Here is a 13,655-nt window from a genome sequence, read left to right as displayed (position 1 = left end):
TGGCATGTCCGACACATCCCGAAGCGACGCGGGAACGCCCCGCGTCCGTTCAGAAGCGGAATTCCCGCGCCTGCGCCCCGACTGTATCGAAGAAACGGTTTACGATTGGGAGTCGTTCAGGCACCGTCCCTCGCCCTACCGGCACGTGCCGGTGCTGGAAGCGGGGCCCGGGAGCCTGACGATCGACGGCACGTTTGCCGGATGGGAGGGATGCGCCGGCTTCCGGCTGCCGTCCTTCCCATCCCAGGTCGTCATGGACGGCTGGAAAGGCGAGGGCGATCTGTCGGCCGATATTCGGTTTGCCTACGACAGCGGCCATTTGTATTGGGCGGCCCGCGTGCGGGACGACGTCCACGTCCCGGTGGAAGGCAGCGATATGTGGCGGGGGGACAGCATCCAGATCGCCTTCAGCGAGAACGGCGTGTACGGCCCCGATTTCGGCTTCAACTGCGCGTCGGACGGCGCGCGCGTTGCGCAATGGAAGCAGGGAAGCGGAACGTCCGGGCCGGAAGCGATCGAGTCCCGGACGACCCGAACCGGGGACGAAACCGTCTATACGGTCAAAATGCCCTGGAAGGCGATATTCTCCGGTCCGCCGCCGGAAGGTTCCATGACGTTCGCCCTGCTGATCAACGATAACGACGGGGGCAGAAGGCGCGGCTGGATCGAATGGACGCCCGGCTTCGGGAGGGAGAAGGATCCCGGCCGGCACGGCCGGCTTCACCTCATCCCGGCGCTGGATCCGTGGACCGTCTGGACGGAAGGACCGGAAGAAGCGCAGCCCGGCGTGCCGACCGCCTATACGCTGGTTGTACCGAACATAAGCGACCGCCCCGCTTCGTACCGGCTCGAATCCGGGCTGCTCGGCCTCGTACGGGACTTGACGGTTCCGGCCCGATCGGTCCTTGCCATGCGATTCGAGCTGGAGCCGGTCGAGCCCGGCACGTACACGCTCGACTTCCGGCTGACGGCCGCCGGCGGCGCGTCGAGGCGGGCGGCGTCGACGATCGAGGTTCCGCACCGCCCCGAAGCGCTGCTCGACCGGCTGGACGCAGCCGGCTCGAAGCTTCCGGAGCTGGAGCGGCTGCTGGCCGCATGCGAGGCGAAGGGGATCGCCGTCGACTACGAGCGCATTCACGCCGCGGTCATTCGCGATTTCGTTCCGTACGGCAAGGACGATGTCCGCCATGGCCGGCTGAGGCGGGCCCGCTATGTGGCGGAACAGCTGGAGAAGCTTCACGGGGAGGCTTGCCGGAGCTTGAGCGATTATTTGTCCGGCGCCAAAATCGCGAAAGCGGTGCCCCGCTACGCAACCGGACGGCCGGCGATCGACGGCTGCGCCTTCGTAGGCAGAACCGTGACCCGAAGCACCGGAACGGAGACGGTGCAGCCGATTTTCTTTAACGGCTACGGCCATTTCGGCCAAGTTCGCGCCGATATGCCGAAGTTTCAAGATTTGGGCGCCAACATCGTTCAAATCGAAATCGGACCGCGCAGCGTCATCGTGGAGAAGGAGCAGGGCGGCGATCCGGGCGGTCGTTCCGACTCCCCGGACGACGATTACGGGATCAGCACGGCCGAAATCGAAGCCGACATCGTCCGCGTGCTGGCGCAGGCCGAACGGCACGACGTTGCCGTCAACCTGCTGCTGTCGCCGCACTATTTTCCCGATTGGGCGTTGCGCAAATGGCCGGAGCTCGCTTCGATATGCAGCCACAGCCTGCTCTACAAAATCGATCATCCGATCGCCCGCCGAATCGTGGGGGAGTTCCTGCGGACGATCATTCCGCAGGTCAAAGATTTCCGCTCGCTGCACAGCGTGACGCTGACGAACGAGCCGGTATATCAGACGAACAAAGATCCGTACTACTTGCCGGCCTGGCATCGTTATTTGCAGCGGCTGTACGAGGGGCGGATCGCCGAGCTGAACCGGATCTACGGGACGTCCTACGCCTCCTTCGAAGAAGTGCCGATGCCGCCCGGCGTCGGCGCCGCTCCGATATCGTACGATTGGATCGTCTTCAATCAGGAGCTATTCGCGGAATGGCACCGGTGGATGGCCGGGATCATCCGGAGCATCGCGCCCGACCTGCCCGTTCACGCCAAAATTATGGGAGACCCGCAGGGCAGCCTCGGCTGGGGAATCGACATCGAGGCGTTCTCCGCATTCAGCCAGATTAACGGGAACGACAACTGGAACTACTTGGGCGAAGGCGCCAGAGGGTTCGCGAAGGAAATGAGCTTTTACGATTTGCAGGTTTCGATGAAACCCGCTCCCGTCTTTAATTCCGAGCATCATATCATCCCGGACGGCGATCAGCGGTATGTTCCCGGCCATGCGGAGCATGTAAGGGCGATGCTCTGGCAGGGGCCCCTGCACGGCAAAAGCGCCACGACGATCTGGGTATGGGAGCGGACGTACGACACGACGGACGATAAGGAAGGAAGCGTCCTGCACAGACCCGACGTGGTGGCGGCGATCGGCAGGACGAACCACGACCTGAACCGGCTCGCCCGGGAGGTGACCGCGTTCCAGAACGCGGAAACGCGCGTGGCCATCTTGTACGCGGTTCCGTCGTCCGTCTATTCGACGGCCTACCCGGCCGCCTGCCTGAACGCGTACGAAGCCGTCTCGTTCAGCGGGGTGAAGGTCGGCTTCCTCTCGGAGCGGCAAGTCGCGCAAGGAATGGCGGAACGATACGATTTCGTGATCGTTCCGGCCGCCACGCATGTGCTTCCGGAGACGTTAAGCGGACTGTGCGCGTATGTCGAAAAAGGCGCGGGCACCGTCGTCGTCATCGGAGACGGCACCCTGCGGAAGGACCAGCATGATCGGCCGCTGCCCGACGAGCAGCGGAGCGCCTTGTTCGGCCGGGCGGTTGTGCTGCCGTCCGATTCGCCGACGGCGCCGCACATCCGCGACCGGCTTCTCCCGCAGCTTGCGAGCGCCGGGCTGTGCGGGACGATGCTCGTCGAAGCGGAGACGGGCCGGCCGGTTTACGGCGTCGAATGGAGAACCGCCGTCTGGCAAGGACGGAGGCTGCTAAGCGCGGTGAACGATACGGAGACGGCGATCTCCGTCGTCATCCTGGACCGGGGCCGGCCCGCGGTACCCGAAGCCGAGCTGATCGAAGGCACGGCGCCGGAATCGGAAATGGCGCTGCTGCAGCCGCTCACGCCGTACATGTTCGATCTCGGACCGGTTGGGCGGGACGACTAACAGTCTCGTCTTGCACACTACTATTGCGACTACGATCGGAGGCATAACGATGGCAGCACGGAAAGACGGCATGCATTACGCGCCGAAAGGGAAGCCGAACCCGGTCGTTTCCAAAGGAGAGTTTCCGTTCGCGGCGGTCCATCTGGATCACGGGCACATCTACGGCATGTGCAACGGCTTGAAGGAGGCCGGCGGAGACATCGTCGCGGTTTACGACCCGGATCCCGATAAAGTATCGCGTTTTCGCGAGCGATTCCCTTCGGCGCGTGCCGCCGCATCGCTGGACGAGGTGCTGAACGATCCGTCGATCCGGCTGATCGCGGCCGCCGCGGTACCGAACGAGCGGGGGCCGCTCGGCGTGAGGGCGATGGAGGCCGGCAAAGATTACTTCACCGATAAAGCGCCGTTTACTTCGCTGGAGCAGCTCGAGGCGGCCAAGGCGGCGGTTCGGGCGACCGGACGCAAATATATGGTCTATTACAGCGAACGTCTGCACGTGGAGAGCGCCGTATACGCCTCCGAGCTGATCGCACGAGGCGCGATCGGCCGGGTCGTAAGCGTGGCCGGCTTCGGTCCGCACAAGCTGAATGCCGCGTCGCGGCCGGATTGGTTTTTTCGCCGGGAGCGCTACGGAGGCATCCTCTGCGACATCGGCAGCCATCAGATCGAGCAGATGCTGCACTTTACGGGGGCGAAGGATGCGACCGTCGTCGCAAGCCGGGTCGCGAACTACAGCGTCAAGACGGTATACCCCGAGCTGGAGGATTTCGGCGATGCGTTGTTGCGGATGGACAACGGAGCGACCGGCTACTTCCGCGTCGATTGGCTTTCCCCGGACGGACTCGGCACCTGGGGGGACGGAAGGACGATCATCCAAGGTACGGACGGCTATATCGAGCTGCGGAAATATATCGACATTGCGCGCGATCCGCAGGGCGACCAGCTTTACTTGGTCAACCGCGAAGGGGAATTCCGCTTCGCGCTGAGCGGCCAAGTGGGCTATCCGTTTTTCGGGGAGCTCATTCTCGACTGCCTGAACCGCACCGAAATCGCCATGACGCAGGACCATGCGTTCAAGGCGGCGGAGCTTTGCCTTCTGGCGCAGCGGTTGGCGGTGCGCATCGAATAACGCGCGCAGGCATAGAAGCCCGCCCCGGTCTGAATCGTACTCAGGCCGAGGGCGGGCTCTTGGTTTTGGAAGACGAACGGAAGTATACGTTACTTGTTTGCAATAACCGGTTGATTGTTCCGGACGGATCGGATACGCTAGTGGTGTAATGCGCTATTTGGTCGAACCATAGTATAGATAAAAGCGGTTTGGCATAAAAAGATAGCAAGACAAAGAAAGTTTTCTTTTTATTGTAATCGCTTACATCAATATCGATTCGAGGTGACGCCCATGTCCACGCGTCTGAAATGGTTCCGAACCGTCCGATCGCGCCATTTCTACTTCAAAGTCGTCGTCGTCGCGCTGCTCCTGTCGCTCTTGCCCCTGACCGCGACCAGCGTCGTGTACTACCATAACGTCAAATCGACCGTCCAGCAGGAGCTTCGCCGGGCGAACGGCATTTATTTGAGCCAGACGGCCAACGCGATGGAAATGATGATCGACCAGATCGGCAGCAGCTTCCGCCAATTGACGCTGGAAGGGACGACGATGAGGCAGTTCGAGCAGTTTCCCCGAGGCTCGTATTACGAGACGTTGACGGGGGCGCTGCACGACGAGGATTTGCCCGCCTTGGAGGCGTATTTGCGCGGGAAGAAGCAGGCGCTCAGCAACATGCGCGCGCTGAAGCTGTCCAACGATTTCATCTACTCGGTCTATTACTTCGACAGCGTCAAGAAGCTGATTCTGACGTCCGATCTGCTCGTGTTCGAGCCGGACCGTTTCTACGACAAGGAATGGAATCGGTTTTCGCGCACCGATCCGGCACTGCCGATGATACTCGATATGCGCCGGGCGACTACGGCGGAGGGCACCTCCTTGAACGTCATCCCCCTCGTCTACAAAACGTCGATCGACGGCAACGTGCTCGTCATCAATCTCGACGCGGACAAAATCTACGAAAGCCTCGTGCGCCGGTCGGGCACCGTTGCGGACCGTCCGTTCATCGTTCTTTCTTCGGGAGGAACGCCGATGCTGTACGACCCGGCCAATCCGATGAACGTCCGGCTCGGCGGCGGCCCGGAACGGTCGGCGAGCCAAGTCGGCGGGGAAAGCTCCTACGAGGAGCGGGTGGACGGGGAGCGGCTGCTCGTGACGCGGGTCAAGTCGGAGAAGCTCGGCTGGACGTTCGTCTCGGCGTCCCCGTTGAACGAATGGTACGGAAGCGTCGCGCAGGCGAAGCGGGTGATCGTGCTGTACGGCTGCTTGCTCGCCGCCGCGGCCTGCATGTTCGCGCTGCTGCTGGCTCGGAATTTGTACGCGCCGATCGGGCGCATGCTCCAGTTTATCAAAAGCTCGGACGATCGGTACGAGAGCGGGACGACGGGCGAGTGGCACGTCATCCGCAGCAGCTTGGAGGGAGCGTTCACGGACCGGCGGAGCTTGCGCCACCGGTTGAGGGAGAGCCTCCCGGCCTATAAGGAAACGTTCGTCCGCTCCCTGCTTCGTCCGAACGGCTACAAGCGCGACGACGTCGCGGAGCGTCTCGGCTATCTCGGCTTCGATATCGAATTGGAGCGGCTGATCGTCCTGGTCGTATCGCTGGAACGGGCGGAGGGGCGAACGGCCGATGCGGAGACGGAGAGCATGGACAAAGTCCGGATCGCCGATTCGATCGGCGAGGGGCTGCCTGGCCATTGGAAGCGGATCGTCAGCGAGATCGCGGACGGCACGTTCGCCGTCATCGTCAACTGTCCGGCCGACGAAATGTCCGCCTTGTTCGAATGCGCCGGGGGATGGATTCGCACGATCGGGGAACGGACGAAAGCGGGCTGCTCCGTCGGCATCGGCAAACCGTGCGGGGACGTCGGGGAGCTGCCCCGGGCTTACGGCGAGGCGCTGGAGGCGCTCCGGTACCGCGGGATGGTCGGGACGGGCGAAGTGATCTATATCGAAGACGTCCGGCTGGACGGAACCGCGGCTTTCCATTACCCGTCCGACAAGGAAGAATCGTTGAACACGTACGTCGCGAACGGCGACGCGGAACAGGCGGGACGCGTGCTGGACCAAATCGTCAAGGACGTATGCGGCGCCAAGGGAAGGGTGCACGTCCGGCAAATCCAGTACGCGCTCATGAGGCTGCTCGGCTCGCTCGTGGCGACCGCCGACCGGATGAGCATCGATCTGTCCGCTCTGGCGGGGGAGAAGACGAACCTGTACGCGGAGCTGCTTCGCCGGGAAGACCTGCAGGAAGCGGTGGCCTGGCTGCGGAAGCTGACGGCGGCGCTCGCCTCGGGCGTCGGCAGCGCCTTCCGCGAGAAGAACAACCGGTACGTCGAGCAGGCCGTCTCGATCATCCGCGACGAGCTGGACCGGCCGGTCTCGCTCGTCCAGATCGCCGACCGGCTTCGGCTGAATCCGTCTTATTTGAGCCGCATTTTCAAGGAGCACAGCGGACAGACGTTTTCCGACTATTTGACGCGGGCGCGCCTGGAGCGCGGGAAGGAGCTGCTGCTCGAAACCGACTTGAAAATCAAAGAAATCGGCGAACGGGTCGGCTACTTGAAAAGCGACTACTTCATCAAGCTGTTCCGCGAATGCGTCGGCATGACGCCCGGCGAATACCGGAAAGCGAGGGGCGGCGTATGAAGGCGGAAGCCGGCACCGTACCGCAACGATGAGGGGCGTACCCGAATGATGACATTTGTCATCGGAAAGGGGTGCGGGTGACGGGTGCGGCATTCCGTTCCGTCCTCTCCCCGGCGTATACTTGCCATCACAGGACGCCGAACGGGCGGAAGGGACGCGAACCGGCGGCTGTCTTGCAAACGGTTACGAAAGGGGATGCGGCATGCGCAACAACAAATGGGGGCTGTCGGCCTCGGCGGCGATCTTGCTGACGGCGGGCGTCGTCGGCTGTTCGTCCGGCGACGGGGACGGCGGGAACGGAACCGATCCGGGGACGGCCCAAAAAATCGAGAAGGTGTACGTGTACGCCAACTTCGGCAATTTGGCCAACACCAATACGGTCAGCAAGCCGGAAGCGGTCGAGGAGGTCAAGAAGGTCGTCATGGACAAAATCGGCATCGAAATCGTGCCGATCATTCCGCCCAAAGGATCGGAAGCGGACAAATTGAACGTGCTTCTCGGTTCCAACGAGCCGCTCGATATTTTCGCCGGCTCGATGGCGGTCCATCAGGCGAACGGCGCCGCCCGGCCGATCGGCGATTTGCTGGACCGGTACGGAGCGAACATCCGCAAGCTGTGGCCGGAGCAATGGAAGCAGTCCTGGGATGCGCTGACGACGGCGGACGGACGCATATGGGCGATCCCGACCGGCGCTCCCGTCGCCGGAAACGGCGTACTCGTCCGGGAAGATTGGCTCGCCAAGCTCGGACTGTCGATGCCGAAGACGATCGACGAATACGAGGCGGTGCTGAAGGCGTTCAAGGACCGGGACCCGGCCGGCTCCGGGCAGACGATTCCGCTCTTGACCGACCTCGCCTCCCTGCACGGAGGGTTCGCCGCCGGATTTATGGACACCGGCTTCGGCAACTGGGTCGACAAGGACGGCAAGGTGAAGCCGCCCCAGCTTCATCCGGGCTATCGCGACTTTCTTGCCAAAATGTCCGACTGGTACAAGAAAGGGTACATGTTCAAGGAGGCGTTCTCCTCCAACCGGACGCGCCAAATCGAGCTGGTCAAGCAAAACCGCGTCGCCTCCGGCATCGTGTGGAATACGACCATAACCGCGAACGAGCATTTGCTGAGGCAGAACGTACCGGAAGCCAAGTACGCCGTCGCCGCGGAGCTGAAAGGGCCGAACGGCAACTTGACCACGCTGGGCGGAGTAAGCACGGGCGGCATCATGATCAACAAAAACGCGAAAAACCCGGAGGCGGCGGTCAAGCTGATCGACTGGGTGCACGCCGATATCGAGAACTACTTTACGCTGTTTTTCGGCATCGAGGGCAAGCACTGGAAGTACGCGGACAAAGCGAAGCGGATCATTGAGGGCTTGAATACGGACTATATGGGCGACCTCGTCCCCGGGCTTACGTTCGCTTACACGGTGCAGTACGAGAAGAACGATCCGTCGTTCGGACCGCAATTCGATTTCATCCGCAACTATTTGACCGACATGAAGCGGGTGAAGACGTCGGCTCTCGCGGACGTCGAGTACAAGTTCGACACGAAAGCGCTGAACGACAAAGTGCCGACCTCCGGGGACATCGCCCGCATGATCGAGCAGGAAACGATCAAGTTCATCACCGGGGCGAGACCGATGGGCGAGTACGACAAGTTCGTCGACGAGCTGTACAAAGCCGGGCTGGACAAGTGGATCGAGGCGTATACCGCCGAGTATAACCGCGTCAAAGGCAAGTAGCCGGTGCGGGATCGGCCGGGATCGGGCGCCTCGGCCGGCGCCCCGCTCCGGCCGGCTTGCGCCCGCGCAGACCAAAGAAACGTGACGGAGGTGATTCGCGCTGAACGGGAATGCGCTGCGCATGATCCGGAAGCACAAGCTGCATTATGCGCTCGTCATTCCGGGCATGCTGTACTTTCTTGTGTTTCATTACGGTCCGATGTACGGCGTCATCATCGCGTTCAAGCAAGTCGCGCCGTTCGAAGGGCTGAAGGGCATTTTCTCCTCCGAATGGGTGGGCTTGAAGCATTTTCGCGATTTTGCGTCATCGTATTATTTCTGGGACATTATGGGCAATACGATTCTGATCAGCTTGTATCGGATCTTGTTCGGGTTCCCGGCCCCGATCGTGCTGGCGCTGCTCATCAACGAGGTGCGGCACGGCTTGTTCAAGCGGGTCGTCCAGACGATTTCGTACTTGCCCCATTTCCTGTCGATGGTCATCGTGGCCGGCTTGCTGACCGCCCTGCTGAGCGCCGACGACGGCTTCGCCAAAGGGCTGCTGCAGTCGTTCGGCCTCGAGCCGATCCCGTTTTTGACCGACCCCGCCTACTTCCGCTCGGTGCTCGTCGTGTCCGGCATATGGAAGGAGGTCGGGTGGAGCACGATCATCTATTTGGCCGCGATCGCCGGCGTCGACCAGCAGCTGTACGAGGCCGCCAAAGTCGACGGGGCGGGACGGCTGAGGCAGACATGGCACATTACGCTGCCCGGCATCCGCCCCATCGCCGTCATTTTGCTCATTTTGTCGATCGGCCACGTGATGGATGCCGGGTTCGAGCAAATTTTCCTGCTGTACTCGCCGCCCGTATACGAAGTGGCGGATATTATCGATACGTACGTGTACCGCAAAGGGCTGGTCGAGGTGAATTACTCGTACGCGTCCGCGGTCGGCCTGTTCAAGTCGGTCATCGCGCTCGTCCTCGTCGTGGGCTCCAACTATTTGGCGAAAAAATTCGGCCAGGAGGGGATCTGGTAGCATGTCGGCGAAAATCGCGCAAAGCCGTCCGCGAGGCGGCGAAGCGGCGTTCCAAGCATTCAATTATGCGCTGCTCGGCTTGCTGTCGCTCGCGTTCATCGTTCCTTTTCTGGCGATCGTATCCACGTCGTTCGTCGGGGAAAGCGAGCTGATCCGCAGGGGCAACTTCATTCTCGTGCCGGAGAAGCTCGACTTCAGCGCTTACCGGGTGTTGCTGTCCGAAGGCTCGATGCTGTATCACGCGTACGGCGTCACGATTTTGAGAGTCGTCGTGGGCACGCTTCTGAATCTGGTCTTCACGGCCATGCTCGCTTACGGGTTGTCCCGCAAAGAGATGCCGGGACGCAACGTTCTCATCACGCTCGTATTCATTACGATGCTGTTCGGCGGCGGGCTCATCCCGACCTACCTGCTGCTCAAGTTTTTGCATTTGACCGATACGTTCTGGGTCATGATCGTGCCTGGGCTGATCAGCGCCTGGAATATGCTGATCATGAAAAACTTTTTCGGCCAAATTCCCGAAAGCTTGATCGAATCGGCCACGCTCGACGGTGCGAGCCCGATCGCGGTGCTGGCGCGCATCGTCTTCCCGCTCAGCCTGCCCACGTTCGCGACGATCGGCTTGTTTTACGCGGTCGGCCATTGGAACGCATGGTTCGATGCGACGATTTACGTCAACGACCCGAACCTGATGCCGGTTCAGGTGCTGCTTCGCCGGATCGTGCTGTCGTTTTCCAGCCAGGATCTGGATGCGGAGATGCTGAACGGCGTGGCGAACAAGCCGACCGCGCAAAGCTTGCGGGGGGCGATGATCGTCGTGACGACGCTGCCGATTTTGTGCGTGTACCCGTTTTTGCAAAAGCATTTCGTCAAAGGGGTGCTGACCGGCTCCTTGAAAGGATAATCAACCGTTAGGAGTGGAGAAACGATGGAACGAAAAGGAACGATCGTATTGGATTTGCGCCCGGGCGCCGGAAACCCGAGAAACAGCGAGGGCGCCTTCCTCGAGCTGAGCGACGGGCGGCTGCTGTTCGCCTACAGCCGCTTCAATGGGGATTCCGCCCACGACGACGCGAAGGCGTGCATCGCGGCGCGATATTCGTCCGACGGAGGGGACACGTGGTCCGACGACGAGATCGTGGCGCGGCCGGAAGACCACGATGCGATCAATATCATGAGCGTGTCGCTGCTGCGATTGAACAACGGCGACATCGGCATGTTCTACTTGATTCGCTACGGCTGGCACGATATGCGGCTCCATCTGCGCCGTTCGGCCGACGAGGGGAACTCCTGGAGCGAGCCCGTGTGCTGCGTGCCGGGCAAAGGATATTACGTGACGAACAACGACCGGGTCGTCCGGCTGTCGTCCGGCCGGCTTGTCGCGCCCGCGGGCCTGCACCGGATGAAAGGAAGCAGCGAAACCGAGTGGGGGTCGTTCGACGGAAGGGCGGTTACGTTCTTCTTCCTGTCCGACGACGACGGCGCCAACTGGCGCGAGGCGAGAAACTTTTGCTCGATCGGGGCGCCGAATTCGCGGAGCGACATGCAGGAGCCGGGCTTGATCGAGCTGGCGGGAGGCGCGCTCTGGGGCTGGGCGCGCACCGATCTGGGATGCCAGTACGAGACGTTCTCTCATGACGGCGGCGAATCGTGGAGCGCGCCGATGCCGTCGGCGTTCTCGTCGCCCTGCTCGCCGCTGTCGATGAAGCGGGACCCGGCGACCGGCCATTTGCTCGCCGTCTGGAACCCGATTCCGGCGTACAATACGCGCCGGATCGAGAAGCACAGCTGGGGGAGAACGCCGCTGGTCGGGGCGATCAGCCGCGACGAAGGGAACACGTGGAGCGGCCATTTCGCCGCGGAGCGGGAGGAGGACGGCAACGGCTGCTGCTACGTCACGATCCATTTTACCCGGGATGCGGTGCTGCTCGCCTATTGTGCGGGGGAAGCGGAAGACGGCATCTGCCTGTCCCGGCTGAAGGTTCGCAAAATCGCGCGGTCCGAGCTGTACGCTTGACCGGCAAGCGAAAAGCCCTCACGGCCTTGCCGCGAGGGCTTTTCGCTAGATGCGGCTACCCTTTGATGCCGGTAAGCGTAATGCCTTCGATGAACTGCTTTTGCGCGAAGAAAAACAGGACGACGATCGGCAGCGTGAACATCGCCGAGGCGGCCATCAGCTTTTCCCACATGACGTAATTCGTCTGCATGAACGCGTACAGGCCGAGCGACAGCGTATATTGCGCCTGGTCGTTCAAATACAGCAGCGGGCCGAGGAAGTCGGACCACGCGCCGAGAAAGACGAAGACGGCGACGGTCGCGATGACCGGCTTGCAGAGCGGCAGCAGGATTTGCCAATATATGCGGAAGTCCGAGGCGCCGTCGATGCGGGCCGCCTGGAACAGCGACGACGGCAGCGTCATGAAAAACTGCCGCAGCATGAATACGTAGTAGCCCGCTCCGGCGCTCAGGAACGCGGGGAGGACGAGCGGCACGTACGTGCCGATCAGCTCCAGCTTGTTCCAGACGATGTAGGTCGGAATCATCGTCACCTGATACGGAAGCAGGAGCGTCGCGATGACGACGACGAACAGCGGCTTTTTGCCGACCCAGTCGATATGGGAGCAGGCGAACGCGACGAGCGGCGCCGACAGCAGGATGCCGACGACGCATAGCGCCGAGACGAGAAACGTGTTCCACGTCATGCCGAGAAAATCGATTTGGCGGAAGACGTCGGCGTAATTTTGCCAATGGAGCGACTTGGGCACGATGACCGGCGGGTTCGTGTACAGCTCCTTGTCGGTTTTGAGCGACGTGAGCAATAGCCAAATCATCGGCGAGATGAAGACGAGACTGCACAAGACGAGACAGGCGTGGGCGAGCAGCCTGTACGGCAACGATTTTCGAACGTCCACGTTAATCGCCTCCGTATGTAACCCAGCGGTTGGATGTGCGGAATACGACGAGCGTCACGATCGACGACAGCAGGAACAAGATCCACGCCATCGCGCTCGCATGGCCCATCCGGAAATCGACGAACGCTTCGCGGTACAGCAGGATGGCGTAGAACAGCAGCGATTTGCCGGGTCCCGCCATCGTCTGGTTGGCGCCGGAATTGGACAGCGACGCGAGCATGAACGCCTGGGCGAAATATTGGAAATACGCGATCAGGCTCATGATGAGCTGGAACAGGATAATCGGCGAAATGCACGGAACGGTGATGCGGAAAAACTTGCGGACCGGTCCGGCGCCGTCGATCTCGGCCGACTCGTACAAGCTTTTGGGCACGTCCTGCAGCGCGGCTAGGAAAATGATCATGACCCCGCCGGCTCCCCAGGCGCCCATCAGGATGAGCGACGGCTTCGTCCAAGCCGGGTCGAGCAGCCAGTTCGGCCCTTTGATGCCGATCCATTGAAGCGCGGTGTTGATCATGCCGCTTTGCGGGTTCAGCACCCACATCCAGACGAGCGACGTCGCGATGGCCGGGACGATCGACGGCACATAGAACAGCGTCCGGTATACCGATTGGCCGCGCACCTTCAGGTTGAGCAGCTGGGCGAGCAGCAGGCCGACGATCAGCGTCGCGGGCGTCGCCAGCACGACCATGTACAGCGTGTTCAGGATGCTGATCCGGACTTCCTTTTCCTGCAGCGCCCATTTGTAGTTGTCCAGACCGACCCAGGTCGCGCCTTTGAACAGGTTGAACTCGGAGAAGCTGTATACGAGCGAGGCGCCGACCGGGTACAGGGTGAACGCGAGAAAGCCGAGTATAAACGGGGCGGAGAACAGCAGCCCCGTCCAGTTCGCTTTCGTACGCAACGTCATCGCCTCCCTTGTGCGGAAAATGGAGCCCCCGGCGTCGGGGGCGCTTTGAAAGCGAAAGGGGCGCGGCCGCGCCCCCGAAAAATGCGGCTGCGGCGGTGGAATA

At 61.7% G+C, this 13,655-nt stretch carries 9 protein-coding genes; 7 read left to right on the top strand and 2 right to left on the bottom strand.

Annotated elements, in window-relative coordinates; translation table 11 throughout:
• Positions 1-4: 4 nt before the first annotated feature.
• The 7 genes from DLM86_RS03305 (at position 5) to DLM86_RS03275 (ending at position 11,747) form a co-directional block, all read left to right on the top strand.
• Positions 5-3,220, top strand: a complete 3,216-nt coding sequence (locus DLM86_RS03305) for a sugar-binding protein (protein WP_158289299.1) — start codon at positions 5-7, stop codon at positions 3,218-3,220.
• A gap of 49 nt (positions 3,221-3,269) precedes the next feature.
• Positions 3,270-4,349 carry a Gfo/Idh/MocA family protein gene (locus DLM86_RS03300; protein WP_110838515.1) on the top strand — a complete coding sequence of 360 codons (1,080 nt, stop codon included), beginning with the start codon at positions 3,270-3,272 and terminating at the stop codon, positions 4,347-4,349.
• A gap of 270 nt (positions 4,350-4,619) precedes the next feature.
• Positions 4,620-6,974 carry a helix-turn-helix domain-containing protein gene (locus DLM86_RS03295; protein ID WP_110838514.1) on the top strand — a complete coding sequence of 785 codons (2,355 nt, stop codon included), beginning with the start codon at positions 4,620-4,622 and terminating at the stop codon, positions 6,972-6,974.
• Between the two features lie 202 nt (positions 6,975-7,176).
• Positions 7,177-8,712 carry an extracellular solute-binding protein gene (locus tag DLM86_RS03290; protein ID WP_110838513.1) on the top strand — a complete coding sequence of 512 codons (1,536 nt, stop codon included), beginning with the start codon at positions 7,177-7,179 and terminating at the stop codon, positions 8,710-8,712.
• A 121-nt stretch (positions 8,713-8,833) separates the two neighbouring features.
• Positions 8,834-9,730: an ABC transporter permease gene (locus DLM86_RS03285; RefSeq protein ID WP_110838512.1), complete on the top strand. Its 897-nt coding sequence runs from the start codon at positions 8,834-8,836 to the stop codon at positions 9,728-9,730.
• A gap of 1 nt (position 9,731) precedes the next feature.
• Positions 9,732-10,634 (top strand): carbohydrate ABC transporter permease, encoded by a 903-nt coding sequence (locus DLM86_RS03280; protein ID WP_110838511.1) that lies wholly within the window; start codon positions 9,732-9,734, stop codon positions 10,632-10,634.
• A gap of 24 nt (positions 10,635-10,658) precedes the next feature.
• Entirely contained in the window at positions 10,659-11,747 is a 1,089-nt protein-coding gene (locus DLM86_RS03275; protein WP_110838510.1) for a sialidase family protein, read from the top strand.
• 55 nt (positions 11,748-11,802) lie between these two features.
• Here DLM86_RS03275 and DLM86_RS03270 read toward each other — a convergent pair whose 3' ends face one another.
• Both DLM86_RS03270 and DLM86_RS03265 read right to left on the bottom strand, forming a co-directional pair.
• Positions 11,803-12,642 (bottom strand): carbohydrate ABC transporter permease, encoded by an 840-nt coding sequence (locus DLM86_RS03270; RefSeq protein ID WP_245954317.1) that lies wholly within the window; start codon positions 12,640-12,642, stop codon positions 11,803-11,805.
• 1 nt (position 12,643) lies between these two features.
• A complete protein-coding gene (locus tag DLM86_RS03265; protein ID WP_110838509.1) occupies positions 12,644-13,552 on the bottom strand; it encodes a carbohydrate ABC transporter permease in 909 nt (302 codons plus the stop codon).
• Positions 13,553-13,655 lie beyond the last annotated feature (103 nt).

The sequence above is a fragment of the Paenibacillus flagellatus genome (assembly GCF_003217775.1).
GTDB classification, from domain to species: domain Bacteria; phylum Bacillota; class Bacilli; order Paenibacillales; family NBRC-103111; genus Paenibacillus_AB; species Paenibacillus_AB flagellatus.
This window is presented reverse-complemented; position numbering and strand designations above follow the sequence as displayed.

Bases quoted from the DNA above. Each gene is read 5' to 3' on its own strand.
- DLM86_RS03305 (WP_158289299.1), top strand. From the start codon at position 5: ATGTCCGACACATCCCGAAGCGACGCGGGAACGCCCCGCGTCCGTTCA.
- DLM86_RS03300 (WP_110838515.1), top strand. From the start codon at position 3,270: ATGGCAGCACGGAAAGACGGCATGCATTACGCGCCGAAAGGGAAGCCG.
- DLM86_RS03295 (WP_110838514.1), top strand. From the start codon at position 4,620: ATGTCCACGCGTCTGAAATGGTTCCGAACCGTCCGATCGCGCCATTTC.
- DLM86_RS03290 (WP_110838513.1), top strand. From the start codon at position 7,177: ATGCGCAACAACAAATGGGGGCTGTCGGCCTCGGCGGCGATCTTGCTG.
- DLM86_RS03285 (WP_110838512.1), top strand. From the start codon at position 8,834: ATGATCCGGAAGCACAAGCTGCATTATGCGCTCGTCATTCCGGGCATG.
- DLM86_RS03280 (WP_110838511.1), top strand. From the start codon at position 9,732: ATGTCGGCGAAAATCGCGCAAAGCCGTCCGCGAGGCGGCGAAGCGGCG.
- DLM86_RS03275 (WP_110838510.1), top strand. From the start codon at position 10,659: ATGGAACGAAAAGGAACGATCGTATTGGATTTGCGCCCGGGCGCCGGA.
- DLM86_RS03265 (WP_110838509.1), bottom strand. From the start codon at position 13,552: ATGACGTTGCGTACGAAAGCGAACTGGACGGGGCTGCTGTTCTCCGCC.